Source organism: Streptomyces sp. NPDC017940 (genome assembly GCF_044328435.1).
In the GTDB taxonomy this organism is placed as follows: domain Bacteria; phylum Actinomycetota; class Actinomycetes; order Streptomycetales; family Streptomycetaceae; genus Streptomyces.
Genome location: NZ_JBIRHJ010000006.1, coordinates 210,009 through 234,440 on the forward strand (window position 1 = coordinate 210,009; position 24,432 = coordinate 234,440).

Sequence of the window (24,432 nt, forward strand, 5' to 3'; positions counted from 1 at the left end):
CGGGCTGCCCCTCGTCCACCTCGCGAGACACCCGCCCCGGGCGAGGCGGCTGTGAGCGCGGGGGCGGCGCTGGGCAGCCTTCGAAGCATGGGTAACGGAAACGACCTGGAGCAGGCCCTGCGCCGAGCGGTCCGGGGGGACGTGGACTTCACGAGGACGGCCCGCGCGCTCGCGACCATGGACGCCTCCAACTACCGCCGCGTCCCGCGAGGAACGGTCGCACCGCGCGACGCGGCCGACGTGGCCGCGGCCCTCGCCGTCTGCCGGGACCACGGCACGCCCGTCGTACCGAGGGGCGCCGCCACCTCCATCGCCGGCCAGGCGACGGGAACCGGCGTGGTCCTCGACTTCACCCGGTACATGAACGAGCTGGTCGACCTGGACCCCGGGGCCCGCACGGCCCGGGTGCAGCCCGGCCTGGTCCTGGACACGCTGCGCGGCGCCGCGGCGCCGCACGGCCTGACCTTCGGCCCCGACCCCTCCACCCACAGCCGCTGCACCCTCGGCGGCATGATCGGCAACAACTCCTGCGGCGCCCACTCCGTGGCGTGGGGCACGACCGCCGACAACGTCCACGAACTGACGGTCGTGACGACGGAGGGCACCGGCGGGGACGGCGGGGACGGCGGCGATCCCCGCACCCCGGGCTCCCGCACCCCGGGCTCCCGCACCCCGGGCCCCCGCACCCTGCGCCCCGGCACCTGGTCCGGCGCCCCCGCGGGTACCGAGGCCCTGGTCGAGGCCCATCTCGCCCTGCTGCGCACCGGCTTCCCCGACCTGCCGCGCCGTATCTCCGGCTACGCACTCGACGCCCTGCTCCCCGAGCGCGGCCCCGACCTCACCCGCCTCTTCTGCGGCAGCGAGGGCACCCTCGGCGTCCTCACGGAGGCCACGGTCCGCCTCGTCGAGGCCCCCCGCGCCCGGGCCCTCGCCGTCCTCGGGTACGCCGACGAGAGCGCCGCGGCCGAAGCCGCGCCCGGCCTGCTCGCGCACCACCCCCTCACCGTCGAGGGCATGGCCGCCGACCTCGTACGGGACACGCGCGGCCTGCCCGGGGGCGCCGCCTGGCTGTTCGTGGAGACGGGCGGCGCGACGGCGGCCGAGGCGCGGGCGCACGCTACGGCGATCGTGCGCGCCGCGGACTGTCTCGACGCCGACGTCGTGGTGGACCCGGCGCGGCAGCGGGCGCTGTGGCGGGTGCGTGAGGACGCGGCCGGCACGGCCACCCGGATGCCGGACGGCAGCGAGGCCTGGCCCGGCTGGGAGGACTGCGCCGTGCCGCCCGCCCGGCTCGGCCCCTATCTGCGGGACTTCCGCGCCCTGTTGGCCGCACACGGCCTGCGCGGCATCCCGTACGGGCACTTCGGCGACGGCTGCATCCACGTACGCATCGACTTCGACCTCCTGACGGGGCCGGGGGTGGCCCGCTTCCGGCGCTTCTCCGAGGACCTGGCGGAGCTCGTCGTCGCCCACGGCGGCTCGCTGTCCGGGGAACACGGCGACGGGCAGGCCCGCGCGGAGCTGCTGCCGAAGATGTACGGGACCGAGCTTGTGGGGCTCTTCGCGCGCGTCAAGGACCTCTGGGACCCGGCGGGCCTGCTCAACCCGGGCGTCCTCGTGCGCCCGGCCCCCCTCGACGCCGGTCTCCGCTTCGCGCCCCTGCCCCGCGAACCCGTCGACGTCGCCTTCGGCTACCCGCACGACGGCGGGGACTTCACCGCGGCCGTCCGCAGGTGCGTGGGCGTCGCCAAGTGCCGTACGGGGAGCGCGGCGTCGGGCGGCGGCGTGATGTGCCCCTCCTTCCGCGCCACCGGAGCGGAGGAGCACTCCACGCGCGGCCGGGCCCGCCTCCTGCACGAGATGCTGGCCGGCGAGGTCATCGAGGGCGGGTGGCGCTCCACCGAGGTGCGGGACGCGCTCGACCTGTGCCTGTCCTGCAAGGGCTGCCGTTCGGACTGCCCGGTCGGCGTCGACATGGCCACGTACAAGGCCGAGTTCCTGCACCACCACTACGAAGGGCGGCGCAGGCCCGCCGCGCACTACGCCATGGGCCGCCTCCCGCGCTGGCTGCGGGCGGTCGCCGCGACCCGCACCGCCCGCCTGGTCAACGTCCTCGCGTCCGTCCCGCCGCTGGCCGCGCTCGTCAAGCGCCTCGGCGGCATCGACCCGCGGCGGCCGCTGCCGCGGGTGGCGCCGCGGACGTTCCGGCGGTGGTGGAACGCGAGGCAGGGGAGCGGTGGTGGCCCCGGCGGGCCGGAGGTCGTCCTGTGGCCCGACACCTTCACCGACCACCTCTCGCCGTCCGTCGCACGCGCCGCCGTACGCGTCCTGGAAGCCGCGGGCCTCACTGTCCTGCTGCCGCCGAAGGGCGTCTGCTGCGGCCTCACCTACGTCTCCACCGGCCAGCTCGACCAGGCCCGCGCGGTGCAGCGCCGCACGCTCGAACTGATGCGTCCGCTCCTCGCGAGGGGCACGCCCCTCGTCGTCCTCGAACCGAGCTGCGCGGCCGCGCTGACGACGGACCTCGTGGAGCTCGCGGCGCCCGGCGACCCGCACGCGCGCGTGCTCGCCGCGTCCGTCCGCACCTTCGTGCAGGCCCTGGAGGAGTACGCCCCCGACTGGCGGCCGCCGCGCGTCGACCGGCCCGCGGTCGGCCAGACCCACTGCCACCAGCACGCCGTCCTCGGTGACGCGGCCGAGCGCAGGCTGCGCGCGAGAGCGGGCCTGGACGGCGAACTCAGCGGCGGCTGCTGCGGTCTCGCGGGGAACTTCGGCTTCGAGAAGGGGCACTACGACGTGTCGACGGCCTGCGCGGACGACCAGCTCCTGCCCGCGGTCCGCCGGGCCCCCGAGGGCGCGGCGGTCCTGGCGGACGGCTTCTCCTGCCGTACGCAGCTGGAGCAGCTCGGCGGCGTACGGGCACGGCACCTGGCCGAGGTCCTTGCGGAGGCGCTGGGCGGCGACTGAACAACCGGGTTTCGCGCCACCGTGACAGTCCATTACCTTGGACGGTGTAGTCCATGAAGCTGGACTACGGCACGTGGGCCAAGGTGGTCTGAAAGTGGTCTGAAGGTGGACTGTACGAGGGGCTGTCGCGCTGGCGGCGGCGGGAAAGGCCTGGCGTGAACATCTCGCGTACGGACGGAGCGGGCGTGGCTGGATCCGCATCCGCGTCCGGATCCGCGTCCGGATCCGCATCGGCGTCCGCATCGGCGGCCGGATCCGCACCGGCGTCCGCATCCGGATACGCATCGGCGGCTGCGGCTGCGGCTGCGGCTGCGGCTGCGGGTCAGGGCGGCCACGGCGGTGTGGCGGGTGCCCCGGCGGCCGTGGAGGCACCGGCCACGGTGGCGACACCGGAGGCGGCGGGGGCGGTGGAGGCCGCGGGTGTGGCGGCGACCGCGGGGGCGGCGGGGGCCGGGCGTGCGGCGGAGGCCGGGCGTGCGGCGGAGGGTGCGGGTTCCGGGAGCGGGCGCCGTGCCGTCCTCGGGCCCGTCGGCCTCGTGCTCGCGGGCTGCGTGTCGGTGCAGTTCGGTGGCGCCGTCGCGGTGAGCCTGATGCCGCGGGCGGGCGCCCTCGGCGTCGTCACGCTGCGCCTGCTGTTCGCCGCCCTCGTCCTGCTCGCCGTGTGCCGCCCCCGGCTCCGCGGGCACTCGCGGGCGGACTGGGGCACGGTGGTGGCGTTCGGCGCGACCCTCGCCGCGATGAACGGCCTCTTCTACCAGGCCGTGGCCCGCATCCCGCTGGGCCCGGCCGTCACCCTGGAGGTCCTCGGCCCCCTCGCCCTGTCCGTCATCGCGTCGCGCCGCGCGGTGAACGTGGTCTGGGCGGGCCTCGCCCTCTGCGGTGTCTTCCTCCTCGGCGGGGGCGGGGAGGGCGGCTTCGGCGCCCTCGACAAGGTCGGCGTGGCCTACGCGCTGGCCGCCGGCGCGATGTGGGCGACGTACATCGTCTTCAGCGCCCGCGCGGGCCGCCGCTTCCCGCAGGCCGACGGCCTCGCCCTCGCCATGGCGTTCGCCGCGGTCCTCGTCCTGCCCCTGGGCATCGTGGAATCCGGCTCGAAACTGACGGTCCCGAGCACCCTCGGCCTCGCCGCGGCCGTGGCCATCATGTCCTCCGTCCTCCCCTACACCCTGGAACTCCTCGCCCTGCGCCGCATGCCCGCGTCCACCTTCGCCGTCATGATGAGCCTGGAACCGGCCATCGCCGCCATCGCGGGCTTCCTCGTACTCGACCAGTCCCTGACCCTCACGGAGTCCCTGGCGATCACCCTGGTCATCGCGGCGAGCATGGGGGCGGTGCGGACACAGGTGGGGCGGGGCAAGGCGAAGACGGGGGTGTGAGGGGGGACTTACCATCGGAGTGCACCTGCCTGAGCGAACGCACTGGGGTGACCGTGAGCAACTGGGCCGAACTGACGACCGGTAGGCGCATCAAGCACTTGCGGGGCTCCGATCTGACGCAGCAGGGCCTTGCCGACGCGGCGGGTGTGTCGCTGGCGCTGGTGCAGAAGGCCGAGCAGGGCCGGGGTGAGCTTTCCGTGGGCTCGCTCCTGCGGCTCGCCCACGCGCTCCGTACCGACGTCGCGGTGATCCTCGGGCAGCAGGCGCCGCGCCGGGGTATGCGCCAGGACACGAGAACCGCCCTGCGGCGGCTCGCCGACGCGGTGCACGACAGTGCTCTCGGGGACTGGGACGGCCTGGACGACCCGAGCACCATCGCTGAGCTGTCGGCCGTTCACGGGCGTGCGTGTTCCGCCTACTGGCGGGGTGAGTACGGTGCGTTGAGCGAACTCGTCGCCAAGGTGCTCCTTGAGGGCAGCGTCCAGTACGGCCAGGCCACAGGGCGGGACCGTGAGCAGCTGGGCTCCTTGCTCGCCGGCACCTATCAGTTCGCTTCCTCGGCGGCCATCCTGCTCGGTCAGCGTGATCTCGCCCTGAGTGCGCTCACCTCGGCCCGGCGTCTGGCCACGACCTCCGGTGACGAGGTGCTGGTCGCGCTGGTGGAGTCGACACTGTCCTGGATCCACCTCCGGAGCGCGAAGGCTGCCCGTGCGGTGACGGTCGCGGAACGGGCTGCCCTGCGTATCGAGCCGTCGTTCAGCAGTTCACCACGCCCACAGCTGCTGGCCTTCGGACGGCTGATGACCTCGGCCGCCGTGGCCGCCTCGCGGAAGGGCGACGCCACGGCAGCGAACGACTACCTGTCGCAGGCGCACGCCGCAGCGGCAAGGCTCGGCCGTGACGAGTCGTTGCACGGAACGCACTTCGGCCCGACGGCGGCCACCACCGAAGCGGTCGGGATCGCCGTGGCGCTCGGAGACCATGGGCGCGCACTGCGGCTGGCGTCACGCACGGAGCTGCCCGGCTCGATGCCCAAACTCGCGCGGAACCGCTACAAACTCGACGTCGCCCTCGCGCAGTGCGCCGCCGGGCTCCACGACCAGGCCGGGGACACCCTGATCGAGGTGGGCCTGGACGCCCCGGAGTGGGTCAGGCACCAGGCGCTGCCCGGTGTGATCGGGCAGCGCCTGGCGAAGGTGTCCACGGCACGGGTGCGCACGATCAGCGAACTGATCGGCGTGCCCCTGATCGCATGAGCCCTACGGATCGTTGCGGACGCGGGTGGGGCGGGGCAAGGCGAAGACGGGGGTGTGAGGGGGGACTTACCATCGGAGTGCACCTGGCTGAGCGAACGCACTGGGGTGACCGTGAGCAACTGGGCCGAACTGACGACCGGTAGGCGCATCAAGCACTTGCGGGGCTCCGATCTGACGCAGCAGGGCCTTGCCGACGCGGCGGGTGTGTCGCTGGCGCTGGTGCAGAAGGCGGAGCAGGGCCGGGGGGAGCTTTCCGTGGGCTCGCTCCTGCGGCTCGCCCACGCGCTGAACGCGGACGTGTCCGTGATCCTCGGGCAGCAGGCCCCGCGCCGGGGTATGCGCCAAGGCGACCGGGCCGCCCTGCGCCGACTCTCGGACGCCGTGCACGAGAGCGCGCTCGGCGAGTGGGAGGGCATCGAGGACCCGAGCACCGTCGAGGAGTTGGGGGTCGCCCGCGATCGTGCGTGGGACGCCTTCTGGGCGAGTGACACAGCGACGCTGAGCAGTTACGCCTCGAAGATCCTTATGGAGGGGCAGGTGCGGTTCGCCGGTGCCACCGGCAGCGAGCGCGAGCGCCTGGGGTCGATCCTCGCCAGCACCTACCGTGTGGCAGCCTCGTGCTCCAACGGCTTCGGGCAACGAGACCTCGCGCTGAGCGCCCTCACGTCGGCGAAGCACCTGGCGAAGGACGTCGACGACCCCGTGCTGACGGCGCTGCTCGAGTCCACGCTGTCGTGGATCTACCTGCGGGGCGCCAAGCTGCCCCGTGCCGTGGCCGTGGCCGAGCGTGCGGCCCTGGCGATCGAGCCGTCCTTCAGCAGCGGTTCCCGCCCGCAACTTCTCGCGTACGGGCGCCTGATGGTCTCCGCCGCCGTGGCGGCGTCGCGGCGCGAGGACGAGAGCGCGGCCGACGACTACCTCTCCCAGGCGCACGCCGCGGCGGCGCGGCTCGGCCGGGAGGAGAAGCTGTACGGAACCAGTTTCGGCCCCACGGCGGCGAAGACGGAGGCCGTGGGCATCCACGTCGCGCTGAAGAACTATGGCCGCGCGCTCGAACTCGCCGGTCAGCCCGACATGAAGCAGCTTCCCGGCTCGATGCCCAAACTCGCGCGGAACCGCTACAAACTCGACGTCGCCCTCGCGCAGTGCGCCGCCGGGCTCCACGACCAGGCCGGGGACACTTTGATCGAGGTGGGCCTGGACGCCCCGGAGTGGGTCAGGCACCAGGCGCTGCCCGGTGTGATCGGGCAGCGCCTGGCGAAGGTGTCCACGGCACGGGTGCGCACGATCAGCGAACTGATCGGCGTGCCCCTGATCGCATGAGCCCTATGGAGCCGCATGAGCCCTACGGAGCGTAGGAGTTGGGGCCTGGCAACCTCGTCCGGTCGTACGCTTCATCACTTCACTCTGGGTGACCGTTCGGGCACGCTTCTCGCATGGTCGGAATCGACGACAGCGGACAGCATGGACAGCGGCGGCCCGGAACCCCCCGCACCGAGGGGGAACTGCGGCGGCGCCGAACGCTCGCGGACGCGGCGGCGGGGGTCGAGCCGGGCGAGCCCGACGTACCGGGGCGGGCCGCGCGGATAGAGCGCTTCCGCTGCGTGATCTACCTGTGCGGCGCCGCCCGTACGAACATCGCGGCGCCCCGCGAGGCGTGCACGCAGTACGCGCGGGCGTTCGGCTGGGAGATCACGGAAGTGATCGAGGAGTACGCCGGGCTGCTCCCGCCGCACGGGCGCCCCGGCCTAGGGCGGGCCGTCGAGCGCCTCACGTCCGGCGAGGCGGGCGCGGTGCTCACGGCGTGGCGCGCGATGATCTCGCCGCTTCCGCAGGAGTACGACGAGGTCGCGCGGCAGATCGAGAAGGCAGGGGGCTTCCTGCACGTCATGGACTCGGTGCGCAGCGCAAAGGGGGCGGCCCTGTGACCCGGCGCGTGTTCCGCTTCGTCCCGTTCACGATCGAGCAGGACCAGACGGCGGAACCGGAGTACGAAGCCCGGTGCGTGTCCGGCGCCGACGCGGACTGCGGCGCGCGATCCGACACGTACGGCACCCCCGGCCCCGTGGAGGAGTGGCAGCGCGGGCACACCCGGGACACGGGGCACGCGCGCTACCGCCGGAACTTCGGGGACTACGCGGTGGTGCGGCCCGCGGGGGAGCTGGTGCGGGCGGAGAGGGGCACGGCGTGAGCGTGGGGGCGATGTGGACGCAGGCGGCAACGGGCAAGCCGCAGATGGAGGCCGGGGGGCGAGTCGTCTACTGCCGCTGTGCGTGCATTGCGCTTATTTCGAATACTGCGGATACTGTGACTATGAGCCAGTCCTGACCGCGATCGCCAGCTCGTCACGCCAGCCCGTTGTCGCGCAGCGGCAGCGGACCTCCACTGGCGCCCACCCACGGAGCCTAGGGGCGCACACATGGCCAAGATCGATGTCCGTCCGGTGAAGCTTCCGGACGACAAGCAGCAATCCGCGAACCAAGCCCTGTCCCAAGTCCGGGCCTACCTGGCGGAACACCAGGACGCATCTCAGATCCACATCACCGTCCAAGGCGAGGGTGAGCGTGAGCCCTTGGCCCTCCCGCGTGAGGCGGTGGAGCTCTTCGCGTCGCTCCTGGCGCACCTCGGAGCCGGCCGCGCCGTGTCCGTCGTTCCCTCCGATGCCGAGCTCACCACCCAGCAGGCGGCGGACATGCTCAATGTGTCCCGCCCCTTCCTGATCGGCCTCCTGGATGCCGGGGAGATCGAGTACCGGACCGTCGGTACGCACCGCAGGATCACCGCGTCGTCCCTGTTGGCGTACCAGCGCAGGGATGATCACCGACGCCGACTGGTGGCCGATGAGCTCACCCAGCTCGGCCAGGAGATGGGAATGATCTAGTTCATGGCATTTGTCGCCGTCTACGATGCCAATGTGCTGTATCCGAGCAGCCTGCGCGACGTTCTCATCCGCGTCGCGCAAGCCGGGCTTGTGCAGGCGAAGTGGACGGACCGGATCCTCGATGAGACGTTTCGCAGCCTGAAGGCGAACCGGCCCCCTGGATCCGGCGAAGCTGGATCTGACGCGGCGGCGGATGGCAGGGGCCATCAGGGATGTGCTGGTCAAGGGGTACGAGCCGCTGATCGACGTCGTTGACCTGCCGGATCCTGACGACCGCCACGTCCTGGCGGCCGCCATCAGGGCGAAGGCGCAAGTCATCGTCACGTACAACCTGAAGGACTTTCCCGCCGAGCACTTGTCCGCTTGGGACGTGCAGGCAGTGCATCCGGACGCCTTCGTCGAAGCGCAGGTCGACCTGTCGCCGGGCCTCGTGTACGCCGTACTGACGCAGATGGCGGATGCGTGGAGGAAGCCACCCGACGCGGTGGTCGCCGACGTGATCGCCTCCTTGGAGCGGGAGGGGTTGGTGGCTTCGGCGGCCGCGCTGCGAGCCCTGACGTAGCCGCCACCCCCCTCTCGGGGCCAGAAAATAACCAAGCACGCTTGATTGTTTCCCTGTGCGCTGCCATGCTCCAGGGCACACCGCCCTGCCGAGGGGAGCGCTCCGTGTCCGACGTACCCACGCCCGCCGCCGCGACCGCCGCAACGGTCGTCGCCGTGCTCGACGACCTGCGGGACGAGAGCGGCGAACTTGACGGTCTGGTCGGTGACTTGGGGGAGCGGAGCTGGGCGCTCGGCACCCCCGCGCCCGGGTGGACCATCGCCCACCAAGTCGCCCACCTCGCCTGGACCGACCGGGCCGCCCTGCTCGCGGCGACCGACCCCGACGCTTTCGCCGCCCACGCCGCCGACGCGATGAAGAAGCCCGACACCTTCGTGGACGACGGTGCCCGGGAGGGGGCCGCGCTGCCGCCCGCCGAGCTGCTTGCCCGGTGGCGGGCCGGGCGTGCGGAGTTGCAGGGGGTGCTGCGGGCCGCCCCTGCCGGGGCCCGCTTCCCCTGGTACGGGCCGCCCATGTCCGCCGCGTCCGTCGGCACCGCGCGCCTGATGGAGACCTGGGCCCACGCCCAGGATGTCGCCGACGCGCTCGGGGTGCGGCGCGTGCCCACGGACCGGCTGCGGCACGTGGCCCGCATCGGCGTACGGGCGCGTGACTACGCCTACGCCGTACGGGGGTTGAGCGCCCCCGGGGAGGAGTTCCGGGTGGAGCTGACCGCCCCGTCCGGCGCGGTGTGGGCGTACGGGCCGAAGGACGCCGTCCAGCGCGTGACCGGGCCCGCCCTCGACTTCTGCCTCCTCGCCACCCGCCGCGCCCACCGCCACGACCTCGCCCTGCACGCCGAAGGTCCCGACGCCGACCGGTGGCTCGACATCGCCCAGGCGTTCGCGGGCCCGCCGGGGCGGGGGCGCGAGGCGGGCGGGGGCGCGGAGGAGAGGGTGGCGCGGGCGTGAGCGGGGCGCGGAGTAGAGGCGTCAGCCCGGCGCGGGGTAAGGGCGTCAGTCCGGCACAGGGCGGGGGCGTCAGCTCGATACGGGGCGAGGGCGTCAGTCCGGCACGGGGCTGGGGTGCCAGCTCGACAGGGGGTTGGGGCGTCAGTCCGGCGCGGGGCGGGGACGTCAGCCCACCACGGGTCGGAGGCGCCAGCCTGACACAGGGCGAAGGCGTCAGCCCACCACGGGTCGGAGGTGCCAGCCCGGCGCGGGGCAGGGGCGTCACCTCGGCACAGGGCGGCGCCGCCACCCCGGCACGGGCCGGAGGCGCCAGCCCGGCACGGGCCGGAGGCGCCAGCCCGGCGCGGGGCAGGGGCGTCACCTCGGCACAGGGCGGGGACGCCACCCCGGCGCGGGGCGAAGGCGTCAGCCCGGCACCGGCCGGAGGCGTCAGCCCGGCGCAGGGTACGGGCGTGGGCCGAGTCGGGGGCGGCGCGTCGTCGCCGCTGCGCATCGGTAATGCCTCCGGGTTCTACGGCGACCGGCACTCCGCCGTGCGCGAGATGCTCACCGGCGGCCCCCTCGACGTCCTCACCGGCGACTACCTCGCCGAGCTGACCATGCTCATCCTCGGCAAGGACCGCCTGAAGGACCCGGCACGCGGGTACGCGAGGACTTTCCTGCGGCAGCTGGAGGAGTGCCTCGGGGAGGCCGTCGACCGGGGGGTGCGCGTCGTCACCAACGCGGGCGGGCTCAACCCCGCCGGTCTCGCCGCCGCCGTACGCGAGCTGGCGGCCGCGCTCGGGTTCGACGGCGTACGCGTCGCCCACGTCGAGGGCGACGACCTCGGCCCCCGCCACCCCGACGCCCTCACCGCCCACGCCTACCTCGGCGGCTTCGGCATCGCGGCAGCCCTGCGCGCGGGCGCCGACATCGTCGTCACCGGACGCGTCACCGACGCCGCCCTCGTCACCGGACCCGCCGCCGCCCACTTCGGCTGGGGCCCGCACGAGCACGACAGGCTCGCGGGCGCCGTCGTCGCCGGTCACGTCCTGGAGTGCGGCACCCAGGCCACCGGCGGCAACTACGCCTTCTTCACCGAGCACGACCCCGCCACCCTGCTCCGGCCCGGCTTCCCGCTCGCCGAGATCCACGACGACGGGTCCTGCGTCATCACCAAGCACGACGGCACGGGCGGCGTCGTCGACATCGGCACCGTCACCGCGCAGCTGCTGTACGAGACGTCCGGCGCCCGGTACGCGGGGCCCGACGTCACCACCCGCCTCGACACCGTCCGCCTCACCCAGGAGGGCCCGGACCGCGTCCGCGTCGACGGTGTACGCGGCGAGGCACCACCCCCCACCCTCAAGGCGGGGCTCACCCGCATCGGCGGCCACCGCAACGAGGTCGCCTTCGTCCTCACCGGCCTCGACATCGAGGCCAAGGCCGCCCTCGTGCGCGCCCAGATCGAGGACGCCCTGGAGCGTGCCGGGTCCCGGCCCGCGGACGTGCGGTGGGAGCTCGCCCGTACCGATCACCCCGACGCGGACACCGAGGAGAGTGCCGGCGCGCTGCTGCGGCTCGTCGTGCGCGACCCGGACGCCGAGGTGGTGGGCCGGGCGCTGAGCGGCGCCGCCGTGGAGCTCGCCCTCGGCAGCTACCCCGGCTTCCACGTCACCGCCCCGCCCGGCAGGGCCAAGCCCTACGGCGTCTTCGAGGCGGCGTACGTCGCTGCCGCCGACGTCCCGCACGTCGTGGTCCTGCCCGACGGACGGCGCCTCGACGTCCCCGCGCCACGGGCCACCCGGGACCTCGCCGACGTCCCCCCACCGCCACTGCCCGAGCCCCTCCCGTACGACCCCGCCCGCGTCCGCCGCGCCCCCCTCGGTCTGGTCGCCGGTGCCCGCAGCGGCGACAAGGGCGGCGACGCCAACGTCGGGGTGTGGGTGCGCACGGACGACGCCTGGCGGTGGCTGGCGCACGAGCTGACGGAGGCGAGGTTCCGTGAGCTGATCCCGGAGAGCCGGGCGCTCGCCGTCACCCGGCACGTGCTTCCCGGCCTGCGCGCCCTGAACTTCGTCGTCGAGGGCCTCCTCGGCGCCGGAGTGGCCTCGCAGGCCCGCTTCGACCCGCAGGCCAAGGCCCTCGGCGAGTGGCTGCGCTCCCGGCACGTCGACCTGCCGGAGGTACTCCTGCGACCGCCCCCGCCCCGCCTCGCGCCACCAGTGGTGCTCCCGTGACCGCCCCCGCCCCGCCCGCCCCACCGGAGGTACGCCCGTGACCGTCCTCGCCTCCGCGCTCGACCCCGCGAGCGCCGAGTACGCCGCCCACCGCGACGCCATGCTCGCCAAGCTGGCCGAGCTGGACACCGAGCAGGCCAAGGCCCTCGCAGGGGGCGGTGCCAAGTACGTCGAGCGGCACCGCAAGCGCGGCAAGCTGCTCGCCAGGGAGCGCATCGAGCTGCTGCTCGACCCCGACACCCCGTTCCTCGAGCTGTCGCCGCTCGCCGCCTGGGGCAGCGAGTACCCCGTCGGCGCGTCCATGGTGACCGGTATCGGCGTCGTCGCGGGCGTCGAGTGCCTGATCACCGCCAACGACCCCACGGTGCGCGGCGGCGCCAGCAACCCCTGGACGCTGAAGAAGGCGTTCCGCGCGCACGAGATCGGGCACGCCAACCGGCTGCCGTCGATCCACCTCGTGGAGTCCGGGGGCGCCGACCTGCCGTCCCAGAAGGAGATCTTCATCCCGGGCGGCGCCCTGTTCAAGCACCTCACGCGGTCCTCCGCCGCCGGGATACCGACCGTCGCCGTCGTCTTCGGCAACTCCACGGCGGGCGGCGCCTACGTACCCGGCATGTGCGACCACGTGATCATGGTCAAGGAGCGCGCGAAGGTGTTCCTCGGCGGGCCCCCGCTGGTCAGGATGGCCACCGGCGAGGAGAGCGACGACGAGTCCCTCGGCGGCGCCGAGATGCACGCCCGCACCTCGGGCCTCGCCGACCACCTCGCCGAGGACGAGCACGACGCCCTGCGCCAGGCCCGCCGCGTCGTCTCCCGCCTCAACCACCGCAAGGCGCACCCCGATCCGGGCCCGGCCGAGGAGCCCGAGTACGACCAGGAGGAGCTGCTCGGCGTCGTCCCCGCCGATCTGCGCACGCCCTTCGACCCGCGCGAGGTGATCGCCCGCGTCGTCGACGCCTCCGACTTCGACGAGTTCAAGCCGTTGTACGGGACGAGCCTGGTCACCGGCTGGGCGGCGCTGCACGGCTATCCGGTCGGTGTCCTCGCCAACGCCCAGGGCGTGCTGTTCTCCGCGGAGTCGCAGAAGGCCGCCCAGTTCATCCAGCTCGCCAACCAGCGCGACATCCCGCTGCTCTTCCTGCACCACACCACCGGCTACATGGTCGGCAAGGAGTACGAGCAGGGCGGCATCATCAAGCACGGCGCCATGATGATCAACGCGGTGTCCAACAGCCGGGTGCCGCATCTGTCCGTCCTCCTGGGCGCCTCCTACGGCGCCGGGCACTACGGCATGTGCGGGCGCGCCTACGACCCCCGCTTCCTGTTCGCCTGGCCGAGCGCCAAGTCCGCCGTCATGGGCCCGCAGCAGCTCGCGGGCGTCCTGTCGATCGTCGCCCGGCAGTCGGCCGCCGCGAAGGGCCAGCCGTACGACGACGACGCCGACGCGGCGCTGCGCGCCATGGTGGAGCAGCAGATCGAGTCCGAGTCCCTGCCGATGTTCCTGTCCGGGCGGCTCTACGACGACGGCGTCATCGACCCGCGCGACACCCGCACGATCCTCGGCATCTGCCTGTCCGCGCTGCACACGGCCCCCGTCGAAGGAGCCCGCGGCGGCTTCGGCGTCTTCAGGATGTGAGACACGGTGACCGAGACCACTGAGACCACCGAGACCACTGAGATCACCGAGACCACTGAGATCACTGAGATCACTGAGACCGCCGAGACCGCCCTGATCTCCAAGCTCCTCGTCGCCAATCGCGGCGAGATCGCCTGCCGCGTCTTCCGCACGTGCCGCGACCTCGGCATCGCCACGGTCGCCGTGCACTCCGACGCCGACGCGGACGCCCTGCACGTACGCGAGGCCGACGAGGCGGTACGCCTGCCCGGAGCGGCGCCCGGTGACACCTACCTGCGCGGCGAACTGATCGTGCGGGCCGCGCGGGCGGCGGGCGCCGACGCGATCCACCCGGGCTACGGCTTCCTGTCGGAGAACGCCGCCTTCGCCCGGGCCGTCGTCGACGCGGGGCTCGTGTGGGTCGGGCCGCCGCCCGAGGCCATCGAGGCGATGGCGTCCAAGACCCGCGCCAAGGAGCTGATGGGGCTCGCGCCACTGGACGTGGACGCGGTCACGGAGGCCGACCTGCCGGTCCTGGTGAAGGCGGCCGCCGGTGGCGGTGGGCGCGGCATGCGCGTCGTACGCGAACTGGACGCCCTCAAAGGGGAGTTGGAGGCTGCGCGGGCCGAGGCGGCGAGTGCCTTCGGGGACGGCGAGGTCTTCGTCGAGCCGTACGTCGAGGGCGGCAGGCACGTCGAGGTGCAGATCGTCGCGGACGCGGCGGGGACGGTGTGGCCGTACGGGACCCGCGACTGCTCGCTCCAGCGCCGCCACCAGAAGGTCATCGAGGAGGCCCCGGCCCCCGGCCTCCCCGACGCCCTCGTGGAGCGGCTCCTGACTCTCGCGACCCGGGCCGCGCACGCGGTCGGCTACCGGGGCGCGGGCACGGTGGAGTTCCTGCTCGCCGCCGACGGCACCCCCCACTTCCTGGAGATGAACACCCGCCTCCAGGTCGAGCACCCCGTCACGGAGGCCGTCTGCGGAGTCGACCTCGTGGCCCTCCAGATCCGCGTCGCCGAGGGCCACCTCTTGGAGGGCCCGCACCCGCCCGGGCCGCGGGGGCACGCCGTGGAGGCCCGGTTGTACGCGGAGGACCCGGCGGCAGGATGGGCCCCGCAGACCGGGGTGCTGCACCGGCTCTCGGTGCCGGAGGGCGTGCGCCTCGACACGGGGTACGTCGACGGCGACACCGTGACAGTGCACTACGACCCGATGCTGGCCAAGGTCGTCGCCCACGCGCCGACCCGCGCGGAGGCCCTCCGCAAGCTGGCCGGCGCCCTGGAGCGGACCACCGTCCACGGCCCCGTCACCAACCGGGAGCTGCTGGTCCGCTCGCTGCGCCACCCCGAGTTCACGGCCGGGCGCATGACCACGTCCTTCTACGACCGGCACCTGGCCGAGCTGACCACCACGGACGCGGGCCCCGACGAACGGCACGCGCCGCTCGCCGCCGCCCTCGCCGACGCGTGCGGGCGCTCCCGGTTCGGCGGCTGGCGCAACCTCCGCTCGCAGCCGCAGGTCAAGCGGTACCGAACGGAGGCAGGCGGTGCCGAGTGCGAGGTGCGGTACACGCACACGCGCGGCGGCCCGACCGCGGCGGGCGTGCGCGTCGTCAGCGTGGCCCCCGCTCTCGTCGTCCTCGAAGCGGACGGCGTACGCAGGGAGTTCCCCGTCGCCCGGTACGGGGACGACCGCGTGTACGTCGGCAACGTGGCCCTCACCGCGCTGCCGCTGCTGCCCGAACCCACCGTGCGGCAGGAGCCGGGCTCCCTGCTCGCGCCCATGCCGGGCACGGTGGTGCGGGTCGCGGAAGGCCTGGCGGAGGGCGCGCACGTCACCGCCGGGCAGCCGGTCGTGTGGCTGGAGGCCATGAAGATGGAGCACCGCGTCGTGGCCCCCGCGTCCGGGCGGCTCACGGCCCTGCACGCGCTACCGGGCGCACAGGTCGAGGTGGGCGCGCTGCTCGCGGTGGTCCACGAGGACGTACCGCCCGCCGGGGACGTGGACGACGTACCGCCCGCCGGGCCCGCTGAGGACGTACAGGTCGTGGACGACGTACAGGAGGAAGCACGGTGAACGCTCCCGTTCTGGAGACCGAGGAACACCGGGCGCTGCGCGCCGCCGTCGCCGCGCTCGGCAAGCGCTACGGCCGCGCGTACATGACGCGGGTGGTCGCGGCCGAGGGCCACCCGGACGAGCTGTGGGCGGAGGCCGCCAAGCTCGGCTACCTGGGCGTGAACCTGCCGGAGGAGTACGGCGGCGGGGGCGGCGGCATCGCCGAGCTGTCCATCGTCCTGGAGGAGCTCGGCGCCGCGGGCAGCCCGCTCCTGATGCTGGTGGTGTCCCCGGCGATCTGCGGCACCGTCATCGCCCGCTTCGGCACCGAGGCGCAGAAGCGGGCGTGGCTGCCCGGCCTCGCCGACGGCAGCCGCACCATGGCGTTCGGCATCACCGAGCCCGACGCGGGCTCCAACTCGCACCGCATCACGACCACGGCCCGCAGGGACGGCGACGACTGGCTCCTGACCGGCCGCAAGGTCTTCATCTCCGGCGTGGACACCGCCGACGCCACCCTGATCGTCGGCCGCACCGAGGACGCCCGCACCGGCAGGCTCAAGCCGTGCCTGTTCATCGTCCCGCGCGACGCGCCGGGCTTCGCGCGAAACCGCATCGACATGGAGGTGCAGGCGGCCGAGAAGCAGTTCGAGCTGGTCCTGGACGAGGTGCGGCTGCCCGCGGACGCGCTGGTCGGCGACGAGGACGCGGGCCTGCTCCAGCTGTTCGCCGGGCTCAACCCCGAACGCGTCATGACGGCGGCGTTCTCCCTCGGCATGGCCCGCTTCGCCCTCGCCCGGGCCGTCGAGTACGCCAAGGAACGCAGCGTGTGGAAGACCCCGATCGGCGCCCACCAGGCCATCGCGCACCCGCTGGCCCAGTCGCACATCGAGATCGAGCTGGCCCGCCTGATGATGCAGAAGGCGGCGCGCCTGTACGACGAGGGCGACGACATGGGCGCGGGCGAGGCCGCGAACATGGCGAAGTTCGCGGCGGCCGACGCCTGTGTGAAGGCCGTCGACCAGGCGGTGCACACCCTCGGCGGCAACGGCCTGACCAGGGAGTACGGGCTCGCCGCGCTCGTCGTGGCGTCCCGCGTCGCGCGGATCGCGCCGGTCAGCCGCGAGATGATCCTGAACTTCGTGTCCCACCAGACCCTCGGCCTGCCCAAGTCGTACTAGGTCCGCGGTGGATAGAACGTTCGTTTCCGAGCTTGGGGAGTTCTCATGGCATCGGTTCTGGTGGCCGGGCCCGACCGGGGTGTCCTCACGCTCACCCTGGACGCGCCCGCGCACCGCAACGCGCTCTCGGCCGCCCTCGTGGGCGAACTGACCGCCGCCCTCACGGCGGCGGGCGCGGACGGCTCCGTGCGCGCCGTCGTCCTCACCCACACGGGGACGACGTTCTGCGCGGGCGCCGACCTGCGCGAACCCCCGGACCCCGGGGCGTTCGTCGCGCTCCTTCGCCGGCTCGTGGAGCTGCCGAAGCCGGTGGTGGCGCGGGTGACGGGACACGTGCGGGCGGGCGGGCTCGGCCTGCTCGGGGCGTGCGACATCGCGGTGGCGGGCGGCACGGACGCGTCGTTCGCGCTGACCGAGGTGCGCGTCGGTGTCGTACCCGCGGTGATCTCGCTGACCCTGCTGCCGCGCCTGGAACCGCGCGCGGCGGCCCGCTACTACCTCACCGGGGAGCGGTTCGACGCGGCGGAAGCGGCCAGGATCGGGCTGATCACGGCGTACGCGCGGGACGGAGCGGACGTCGGCACGGTCCTGGAACCGGTGCTGCGGGGGCTGCGCGCGGCGGCTCCGGGGGCGCTGGCCGACGCGAAGAAGCTCCTCACGGCTAGGGTGCTTGACGCATTCGACAAGGAAGCGGACGCCCTCGTCGCCCTCTCCGCACGCCGGTTCGGTTCCGCCGAGGCCAAGGAGGGGATGGAGGCGTTCCTGGAAAGACGGGAGCGTTCATGGGCGCTGTGACCGAGGCGGACCGCGCCCCCAAGCAGGACCGCAGCCGGGCCACCCGGCAGCGGCTCCTGGAGGCGGCGGTCGCCTGTCTGGCGGAGCGCGGCTGGGCGGGCTCCACGGTGTCCGTCGTCGCCGAACGCGCGGGGGTGTCGCGGGGCGCCGCCCAGCACCACTTCCGCACCCGCGAGGAACTGTTCACGGCGGCGGTCGAGTACGTCGCCGAGGAGCGCTCCGCCGCCCTGCGCGGGCTGTTCCCCGCGGCCTCGGACCGCGCGGGGGACGCGGCGGGTGCCGCCGCCGACCGGACCGCGGTGGTCGGCGCCCTGGTGGACCTGTACACGGGCCCGCTGTTCCGGGCTGCCCTGCACCTGTGGGTCGCCGCGTCCAACGAGGAGCAACTGGGGCCCCGGGTGGCCGAGCTGGAGGCGCGCGTGGGCCGGGAGACGCACCGCATCGCGGTGGAGCTGCTCGGCGCGGACGAGCGCCGGCCCGGGGTGCGGGAGACCGTGCAGGGCCTGCTCGACATGGCCCGCGGCCTCGGCCTCGCCAACCTCCTCACGGACGACGGGGCGCGCCGCGAGCGGGTCGTGGCGCAGTGGGGGCGCCTGGTGGACGAGGCGCTCGGGTGAACCGTCCGGCGGGGCCGCCCGGCTGAGCTGTTCGGCCGGGTCTGCTCGGCGGGACATCCCAGGTTGGGCTCGTCCCGGGCCGGGCCTGCTCGGAGGGGCAGCCCGGGTTGGGCTCGCCCCGGGGCCGGGGCGGGCCTGGGCAGGGGCCGGCCTAGGCAGGGGCGGGCCTCGGCAGGGTGTGGGCCGGAGCGACCTCGCTCCGGCCCGGTGCCCGCCCCCGTGGGGGACGTGCTCAGCCCTTCAGGTCTCCGTACCCGGAGATGTCCTCGGGGCCGCGCGCGGCAGGACCCACGTACCGCGCCGACGGGCGCACCAGACGGCCCGTGCGCTTCTGCTCCAGGATGTGCGCCGACCAGCCCGCGGTGCGGGCGCAGGTGAACATGGACGTGAACATGTGCGCGGGCACCTCGGCGAAGTCGAGCACGATCGCCGCCCAGAACTCCACGTTGGTGGCGAGGACCCGGTCGGGGCGGCGGGCGTGCAGCTCGTCGAGGGCCGCCTTCTCCAGGGCCTCCGCGACCTCGAAGCGGGGCGCGCCCAGCTCGCGGGCGGTGCGGCGCAGGACGCGGGCGCGCGGGTCCTCGGCGCGGTAGACGCGGTGCCCGAAGCCCATCAGGCGCTCGCCCTTGTCCAGGGCCTGCTTGACGTACGCGACGGCGTCGCCGGTGCGCTCGATCTCCTCGATCATGCCGAGGACGCGCGAGGGCGCCCCGCCGTGCAGCGGTCCGGACATGGCGCCGACGGCGCCGGACAGGGCGGCGGCCACGTCGGCGCCGGTGGAGGCGATGACGCGGGCGGTGAAGGTGGAGGCGTTCATGCCGTGCTCGGCGGCGGACGTCCAGTAGGCGTCGACGGCCTGGACGTGCCGCGGGTCGGGCTCGCCGCGCCAGCGCCGCATGAAGCGCTCCACGACGGTCTCCGCCTTGTCGATCTCACGCTGCGGGACCATCGGCAGGCCCTGGCCGCGCGCGGACTGCGCCACGTACGACAGCGCCATGACGGCGGCGCGCGCCAGGTCGTCGCGGGCCTGGGACTCGTCGATGTCGAGCAGCGGGCGCAGGCCCCACACCGGGGCGAGCATGGCGAGCGCCGACTGGACGTCGACGCGGATGTCACCGGAGTGCACGGGGATGGGGAACGGCTCGGCGGGCGGCAGTCCGGGGTCGAAGGCGCCGTCGACGAGCAGGCCCCAGACGTTGCCGAAGGAGACGTGGCCGACCAGGTCCTCGATGTCGACACCCCGGTAGCGCAGGGCACCGCCTTCCTTGTCCGGTTCGGCGATCTCCGTCTCGAACGCGACGACTCCTTCAAGTCCGGGTACGAAGTCGGACATCAGGCGGCTCCTCGTGATGGGTAGGAAGGGGTGCGTGCCACGGGGTGGGCGCGACCCGGAACCCGGGCTCCGGGATCCGGGGTAACCCGGTGATGCCCCGAGCGGCCGGAGGTCACCCAACCGACACGGATTCGGAACGATAACCCTTGGTGCCACCCTTGGCGATGGGCTCCGGCACTCAGTGCCACACATCACCTCAAGGGAGGCCCCCGCACGGCCGACTGCCGCCGTGTGCCGGGGTGTTCGTATACGGCAAGATGATCGGGTGACCGACTCCCGTGCCACCGCCCCCGACACGAACGGCCCCGCCGCCGACCCCGCCGCGGGCGCCGCCGACCTGGCCGCCATGCGTGCGCACTACGTCGCCGAGGGCATCGCCGAAGCCGACTTCCACGCCGATCCCTTCGAACAGTTCGGACGCTGGTTCGCCCAGGCGGCCGCCGAGGCCGCGGACCCCGCCGGGGTGGTCCACGAGCCGAACGCCATGGTCGTGTCCACGGCGGACGCCCAGGGCCGCCCCAGCTCCCGAACGGTCCTGCTCAAGGGGTACGACACCCGCGGCTTCGTCTTCTACACGAACTACGGGTCCGGCAAGGCGCGGGACATCGACGCGAACCCGCAGGTGTCGCTCCTCTTCCCCTGGCATCCGATGGCCCGCCAGGTGATCGTGTCCGGCACCGCGGTGCGGACGGGCAGGGACGAGACCGTCCGCTACTTCCGCAGCCGCCCGCACGGCTCCCAGCTCGGCGCCTGGGCGAGCGCCCAGTCGTCCGTGATCGGCTCCCGCGCGGAACTCGACGCGGCGTACGCGGACTTGGCCGCGCGCTATCCGGAGGGCGAGCAGGTGCCCGCGCCGCCGCACTGGGGCGGCTTCCGCGTCGTCCCCGACACGGTCGAGTTCTGGCAGGGCCGCACCAATCGCCTGCACGACAGGCTGCGCTATGTCCGCGAGGACGCCGCCGCGGCGTGGACGCTGCGGCGCCTCAGCCCCTGAGGGTCTCAAGGCTCAGCCCCTGAGGGTCTTAGGGCTCAGCTCCTGAAGCCTCTCAGGGCTCAGCTCCTGCTGAAGCCCTTGAGGGGGTCGGGGCGGCAGGTCCTAGGAGCCCGTCAGGACGCCCTCCAGGAATGGCTCGATCGCTTCGCGCCAGCCCGTCGACTGGTCGTAGTGGACGAGGTGGCCGGCGTCCGGGACCTCCGCGTAGGCGCCGCGGGGCAGGACGCGCACCATCTCCTGGGCCTCGGCGCGGCCCAGCTCGCCGTCCAGGCCGCGCACGACGAGGGCGGGGCACTGGACCTGGACCAGCTCCTCCCAGTGCGCGTCGTACACCCAGGTCTCGCGGGACTTCAGCATGTGCGCCGGGTCGAAGACGGGCCGCCAGCCGTCGTCGCCCTCGGTCATCACCTCCGCGAAGAAGCCGCCCCGCGAGGGGTTGGGCCGCTCCACCCAGGGGTCGTCCTCGCCGAACCACTTCCGGACGTCCGCGAGCGTCGCGAACGGCACCGGCCAGGACTTGAACCAGTCCTCCCACTCCCGCTGCGACGCGGCCCCGAGCGCCGAGGCGCGCATATCGCAGATGACCAGGCCCCGGACGAGGTCGGGGCGGCGCGCGGCCAGCTGCCAGGCCGTGAGCGCGCCCATGGAGTGGCCGATGAGGACGGCGGGGGCGAGGCCGAGCTGCTCCAGGGCCGCCTCGGCGTCGTCCACATACGCCTCGCGGTGGTAGGGGCCGTCGGCGGGCTTGTCGCTCTGGCCGTGTCCGCGCTGGTCGAGCGCGACCGCACGGTGCCGCTCGGCGAGCCAGCGGGCCGTGCCCGCCCAGTGCGAGGCGCGGCCCATCAGGCCGTGCAGCAGGAGCACTCCGCCCGGGGACGCCTCGGCCTCCCTGGGCTTGGGTGGGTCCGCGTACTCCCAGGCGGCCAGGTCCACGCCGCCCGCGCCGGTCACGTCGATGCGTCGCACCATGGTCCCAGGCACCCCCCTCGGTTCCGGACGTGTTGTTCGCTCACGCACCCCGGCACGCTATCGAACCCTCATTCGATCTCGGCCGTCCTGCCGCCAACACCCCTCGTTCGGGTGACCGTGCCCAAGGATTGACCGCCGCCGCCAAGGGGAGATCTTCTTCGGGGGGCGGGTCGCTCGGGGAAACCGGCCCGCGGGGGACGACCCTGGGAGCTCGGGGCTCCGGGTCAGCACAGGGGAGGACAGGCCCCGGCGCCCGAGGGCGCCGGGGCCCTCTGTGTGCGCGGGGGGCGTGCGGCGCCGTGCGCACACCCGTTCACCAGCCGGGCTCATCGTCCGCCCCCTCTCCGCCGTGCGGCAAGGACCCGGTGCAGGACCCGGCGACCGCTCGACCGGACCGTCGGCCGGAACCCCGGGTTCCGGGGCCGGGTGACGGCCGGGTCGAGAGTCGTCGCGTCATATGCCTCTCGCGACAGCCTCGCACGCAATGCGTTCCGCCGCTGCGATTCGGCACACTGAATCTTCGGCTCCGGCCGGTCTCGGTCGCGTACCAACTGCCTCTGTGGTCACGGGAGTTGACCGAAACATCCGGTTGGTGACCCGGCTCGGCGCCGGGTGCCGTCAGCGCTTGGCCACGAACACGTGCGACGCGACGTCCGCCCCGAGCTCGGCGGCCTCGCCGCTGCTGCCCACGAGGACTCCGCCGGCGGACTCCGTGACGCTCACGACCGAGCCGGGCTGGACGCCCGCGCGCCGGAGCGTGTACATCAGCTGGGCGTCCGTCTGGATCGGCTCGCCGATGCGGCGCACCACGACCGTCTTGCCGTCCGTGCCGGGGTCGAGGTCGATCAGGGAGACCATGCCCTCGTCCAGGAACGGGTCGGCGCCGTCCTTCTCGCCGAGCTCTTCGAGGCCCGGGATGGGGTTGCCGTACGGTGACTCGGTGGGGTGGCGCAGGAGCTCCAGGACGCGGCGCTCCACCGCCTCGCTCATCACGTGCTCCCAGCGGCAGGCCTCGGCGTGCACCTGCTCCCACTCCAGGCCGATCACGTCGACCAGGAGGCACTCGGCGAGGCGGTGCTTGCGCATCACGCGGGTGGCGAGGCGGCGGCCCTCCTCGGTCAGCTCCAGGTGCCGGTCGCTGGCGACGGCCACCAGGCCGTCGCGCTCCATCCGCGCCACCGTCTGGCTCACCGTCGGACCGCTCTGGTCGAGCCGCTCGGCGATCCTGGCGCGCATGGGGACGACACCCTCCTCCTCCAGTTCGAGGATGGTGCGCAAATACATCTCAGTGGTGTCAATCAGCCCCGACATGGGTGCCCCTCAGAATTCGCTGGTGCGCTGGCCCTGCCCCCAATTCTGACGCATACCACCGACAACCGGGTCGCGCGGGGAGAACAGGCGCTCGGAGACCGTATTGACAGGGCCCCGGCCCAGACCGCACCGTGATCCGCGACACGACGGGACGGCGGCGGCACGAAGGGGTTTCGCGGATGAGCCACGGCATGGCGGCAGGCGGTTCCGACGGGGTCCGCGGGGGCGACGGGACCCGTGCGAAAGACGCGACGGGCACGGGCGCGTCGCCCGCGGCGGACGGGTCGCCCGCGGCGGGCGGGTCGCCCGCGGCGGGCGGGTCGCCCGCGGCGGGCGGGTCGCCCGCGGCAGGCGGTGGTGTTGCCTCCGGTGGTGGTGTTGCCTCCGGCGGTGCGGCGGCAGGCAGGGGTGCGGTGGCGGGCGGCGCGGCGGCAGGCAGTGCGGCGGCGCTCGGTGCGGCTGCGGGCAGCGGTGCGGTGGCGGGCGGTGCGGCGGAGCGCGGTGCAGCAGCAGGCAGTGCGGCTGTGGGCAGCGGTGCGGCTGCCGGGAGTGGTGGGGCCGGGGCGGTCGCCGGGCGGTATATCGACGCCGCGATCGACCTGCTGCGCCGGGTGCGGGACGAGGAGGCCCCGGCGATCACGGCCGCGGGCGAGCTGATCGCCGACGCCGTCGCCGCGGACGGCCGCCTCTTCGCCTTCGGCGCGGGCCACTCCTCGCTCGCCGCCCAGGACGTCGTCTACCGCGCGGGCGGCCTCGCCCTGATGAACCTGCTGGCCGTGCCCGGTGTCGTCGGCGTGGACGTGATGCCCGCGACCCTCGGCTCGGCCCTGGAGCGCGTGGACGGCCTCGCCGCCGCCGTCCTCGACTCGAGCCCGGTCCGCCCCGGCGACGTCCTCGTGATCGTCTCTCTCTCCGGCCGCAACGCGCTCCCGGTGGAGATGGCCATGAACGCCCGCGCCCTCGGCCTGAAGGTCATCGGCGTGACCTCGGTGGCGTACGCGACGGAGACGAAGTCGCGGCACGTGTCCGGGACCTTCCTCAAGGACCACTGCGACGTCGTGCTCGACTCCAAGATCGCGATCGGTGACGCGGAGCTGTCCGTCGACTCCGTCGACGCTCCGTTCGGGCCCGCCTCCACCGCCGTCACCAGCGCGCTGATGCAGGCCGTCACGGCCACCGCCGTTGCCGCCCTGGGGGCGCGGGGGATCCAGCCGCCCCTGCTGCGCTCCGGGAACGTGGACGGGGGCCACGACTGGAACGGGCGGGTCTTCGCCGAGTACGGGGACCGGATCTTCTACCGGCACTGACGGCTCCGCCCGGTGGGTCGTCCTGCGCCCGCGGGCCGGTTGGG

General features: G+C 73.9%; 20 protein-coding genes. 17 read left to right on the forward strand and 3 right to left on the reverse strand.

Annotated features, from left to right (window positions below; genetic code table 11):
• Positions 1-87 precede the first annotated feature (87 nt).
• From ACH4DX_RS22025 to ACH4DX_RS22095, 15 genes are all read left to right on the forward strand, one after another.
• The gene (locus tag ACH4DX_RS22025) at positions 88-2,967 is read left to right on the forward strand and encodes an FAD-binding and (Fe-S)-binding domain-containing protein (RefSeq protein WP_398156344.1); all 2,880 of its coding nucleotides are present in this window, start codon (positions 88-90) and stop codon (positions 2,965-2,967) included.
• Between the two features lie 380 nt (positions 2,968-3,347).
• Positions 3,348-4,343, forward strand: a complete 996-nt coding sequence (locus ACH4DX_RS22030) for an EamA family transporter (protein ID WP_398156586.1) — start codon at positions 3,348-3,350, stop codon at positions 4,341-4,343.
• Positions 4,344-4,396: 53 nt separating this feature from the next.
• A complete protein-coding gene (locus tag ACH4DX_RS22035) occupies positions 4,397-5,599 on the forward strand; it encodes a helix-turn-helix domain-containing protein (RefSeq protein ID WP_398156345.1) in 1,203 nt (400 codons plus the stop codon).
• A gap of 111 nt (positions 5,600-5,710) precedes the next feature.
• Positions 5,711-6,922 carry a helix-turn-helix domain-containing protein gene (locus ACH4DX_RS22040; protein WP_398156346.1) on the forward strand — a complete coding sequence of 404 codons (1,212 nt, stop codon included), beginning with the start codon at positions 5,711-5,713 and terminating at the stop codon, positions 6,920-6,922.
• A 113-nt stretch (positions 6,923-7,035) separates the two neighbouring features.
• Positions 7,036-7,527: a hypothetical protein gene (locus ACH4DX_RS22045; protein WP_398156347.1), complete on the forward strand. Its 492-nt coding sequence runs from the start codon at positions 7,036-7,038 to the stop codon at positions 7,525-7,527.
• The gene (locus ACH4DX_RS22050; RefSeq protein WP_398156348.1) at positions 7,524-7,790 is read left to right on the forward strand and encodes a hypothetical protein; all 267 of its coding nucleotides are present in this window, start codon (positions 7,524-7,526) and stop codon (positions 7,788-7,790) included. The genes ACH4DX_RS22045 and ACH4DX_RS22050 overlap by 4 nt, the downstream gene beginning before the upstream one ends.
• Positions 7,791-8,018: 228 nt before the next feature.
• Positions 8,019-8,480, forward strand: a complete 462-nt coding sequence (locus ACH4DX_RS22055; RefSeq protein WP_398121176.1) for a helix-turn-helix domain-containing protein — start codon at positions 8,019-8,021, stop codon at positions 8,478-8,480.
• A 193-nt stretch (positions 8,481-8,673) separates the two neighbouring features.
• Entirely contained in the window at positions 8,674-9,042 is a 369-nt protein-coding gene (locus ACH4DX_RS22060) for a PIN domain-containing protein (protein ID WP_398156349.1), read from the forward strand.
• 104 nt (positions 9,043-9,146) lie between these two features.
• Positions 9,147-9,992 carry a TIGR03084 family metal-binding protein gene (locus tag ACH4DX_RS22065; RefSeq protein WP_398156350.1) on the forward strand — a complete coding sequence of 282 codons (846 nt, stop codon included), beginning with the start codon at positions 9,147-9,149 and terminating at the stop codon, positions 9,990-9,992.
• A gap of 452 nt (positions 9,993-10,444) precedes the next feature.
• Positions 10,445-12,211 (forward strand): acyclic terpene utilization AtuA family protein, encoded by a 1,767-nt coding sequence (locus tag ACH4DX_RS22070; RefSeq protein ID WP_398156351.1) that lies wholly within the window; start codon positions 10,445-10,447, stop codon positions 12,209-12,211.
• A 37-nt stretch (positions 12,212-12,248) separates the two neighbouring features.
• Positions 12,249-13,847 carry an acyl-CoA carboxylase subunit beta gene (locus tag ACH4DX_RS22075; RefSeq protein WP_398156352.1) on the forward strand — a complete coding sequence of 533 codons (1,599 nt, stop codon included), beginning with the start codon at positions 12,249-12,251 and terminating at the stop codon, positions 13,845-13,847.
• A 93-nt stretch (positions 13,848-13,940) separates the two neighbouring features.
• Complete coding sequence (locus ACH4DX_RS22080; RefSeq protein WP_398156587.1) at positions 13,941-15,902, forward strand: acetyl/propionyl/methylcrotonyl-CoA carboxylase subunit alpha; 1,962 nt, start codon at positions 13,941-13,943, stop codon at positions 15,900-15,902.
• Positions 15,899-17,062 carry an acyl-CoA dehydrogenase family protein gene (locus ACH4DX_RS22085; protein WP_398156353.1) on the forward strand — a complete coding sequence of 388 codons (1,164 nt, stop codon included), beginning with the start codon at positions 15,899-15,901 and terminating at the stop codon, positions 17,060-17,062. Before ACH4DX_RS22080 ends, ACH4DX_RS22085 begins: the two co-directional genes overlap by 4 nt.
• A gap of 45 nt (positions 17,063-17,107) precedes the next feature.
• A complete protein-coding gene (locus ACH4DX_RS22090; protein ID WP_398156354.1) occupies positions 17,108-17,857 on the forward strand; it encodes an enoyl-CoA hydratase family protein in 750 nt (249 codons plus the stop codon).
• Positions 17,845-18,474, forward strand: a complete 630-nt coding sequence (locus ACH4DX_RS22095; RefSeq protein WP_398156355.1) for a TetR/AcrR family transcriptional regulator — start codon at positions 17,845-17,847, stop codon at positions 18,472-18,474. Before ACH4DX_RS22090 ends, ACH4DX_RS22095 begins: the two co-directional genes overlap by 13 nt.
• Positions 18,475-18,706: 232 nt before the next feature.
• On the opposite strand, the gene ACH4DX_RS22100 is transcribed toward ACH4DX_RS22095, so the two are convergent.
• On the reverse strand, positions 18,707-19,807 hold the full coding sequence (locus ACH4DX_RS22100) for a citrate synthase 2 (RefSeq protein WP_398121189.1): 1,101 nt from the start codon (positions 19,805-19,807) through the stop codon (positions 18,707-18,709).
• A gap of 265 nt (positions 19,808-20,072) precedes the next feature.
• On the opposite strand from ACH4DX_RS22100, the gene pdxH reads away from it, so the two are divergent.
• Positions 20,073-20,801, forward strand: a complete 729-nt coding sequence (gene pdxH / locus ACH4DX_RS22105) for a pyridoxamine 5'-phosphate oxidase (RefSeq protein ID WP_398156356.1) — start codon at positions 20,073-20,075, stop codon at positions 20,799-20,801.
• A gap of 102 nt (positions 20,802-20,903) precedes the next feature.
• Here pdxH and ACH4DX_RS22110 read toward each other — a convergent pair whose 3' ends face one another.
• Positions 20,904-21,770 carry an alpha/beta fold hydrolase gene (locus tag ACH4DX_RS22110; protein WP_398121192.1) on the reverse strand — a complete coding sequence of 289 codons (867 nt, stop codon included), beginning with the start codon at positions 21,768-21,770 and terminating at the stop codon, positions 20,904-20,906.
• Between the two features lie 618 nt (positions 21,771-22,388).
• Entirely contained in the window at positions 22,389-23,081 is a 693-nt protein-coding gene (locus tag ACH4DX_RS22115; protein ID WP_398121194.1) for a metal-dependent transcriptional regulator, read from the reverse strand.
• A 524-nt stretch (positions 23,082-23,605) separates the two neighbouring features.
• On the opposite strand from ACH4DX_RS22115, the gene ACH4DX_RS22120 reads away from it, so the two are divergent.
• A complete protein-coding gene (locus tag ACH4DX_RS22120) occupies positions 23,606-24,388 on the forward strand; it encodes an SIS domain-containing protein (RefSeq protein ID WP_398121470.1) in 783 nt (260 codons plus the stop codon).
• The last annotated feature ends 44 nt before the right edge of the window (positions 24,389-24,432 follow it).

Excerpts from the sequence above, each read along its gene's own strand:
- ACH4DX_RS22025 (WP_398156344.1), top strand. The coding sequence starts at position 88 with ATGGGTAACGGAAACGACCTGGAGCAGGCCCTGCGCCGAGCGGTCCGG.
- ACH4DX_RS22045 (WP_398156347.1), top strand. The coding sequence starts at position 7,036 with ATGGTCGGAATCGACGACAGCGGACAGCATGGACAGCGGCGGCCCGGA.
- ACH4DX_RS22055 (WP_398121176.1), top strand. The coding sequence starts at position 8,019 with ATGGCCAAGATCGATGTCCGTCCGGTGAAGCTTCCGGACGACAAGCAG.
- ACH4DX_RS22060 (WP_398156349.1), top strand. The coding sequence starts at position 8,674 with ATGGCAGGGGCCATCAGGGATGTGCTGGTCAAGGGGTACGAGCCGCTG.
- ACH4DX_RS22090 (WP_398156354.1), top strand. The coding sequence starts at position 17,108 with ATGGCATCGGTTCTGGTGGCCGGGCCCGACCGGGGTGTCCTCACGCTC.
- ACH4DX_RS22095 (WP_398156355.1), top strand. The coding sequence starts at position 17,845 with ATGGGCGCTGTGACCGAGGCGGACCGCGCCCCCAAGCAGGACCGCAGC.
- ACH4DX_RS22100 (WP_398121189.1), bottom strand. The coding sequence starts at position 19,807 with ATGTCCGACTTCGTACCCGGACTTGAAGGAGTCGTCGCGTTCGAGACG.
- ACH4DX_RS22110 (WP_398121192.1), bottom strand. The coding sequence starts at position 21,770 with ATGGTGCGACGCATCGACGTGACCGGCGCGGGCGGCGTGGACCTGGCC.
- ACH4DX_RS22115 (WP_398121194.1), bottom strand. The coding sequence starts at position 23,081 with ATGTCGGGGCTGATTGACACCACTGAGATGTATTTGCGCACCATCCTC.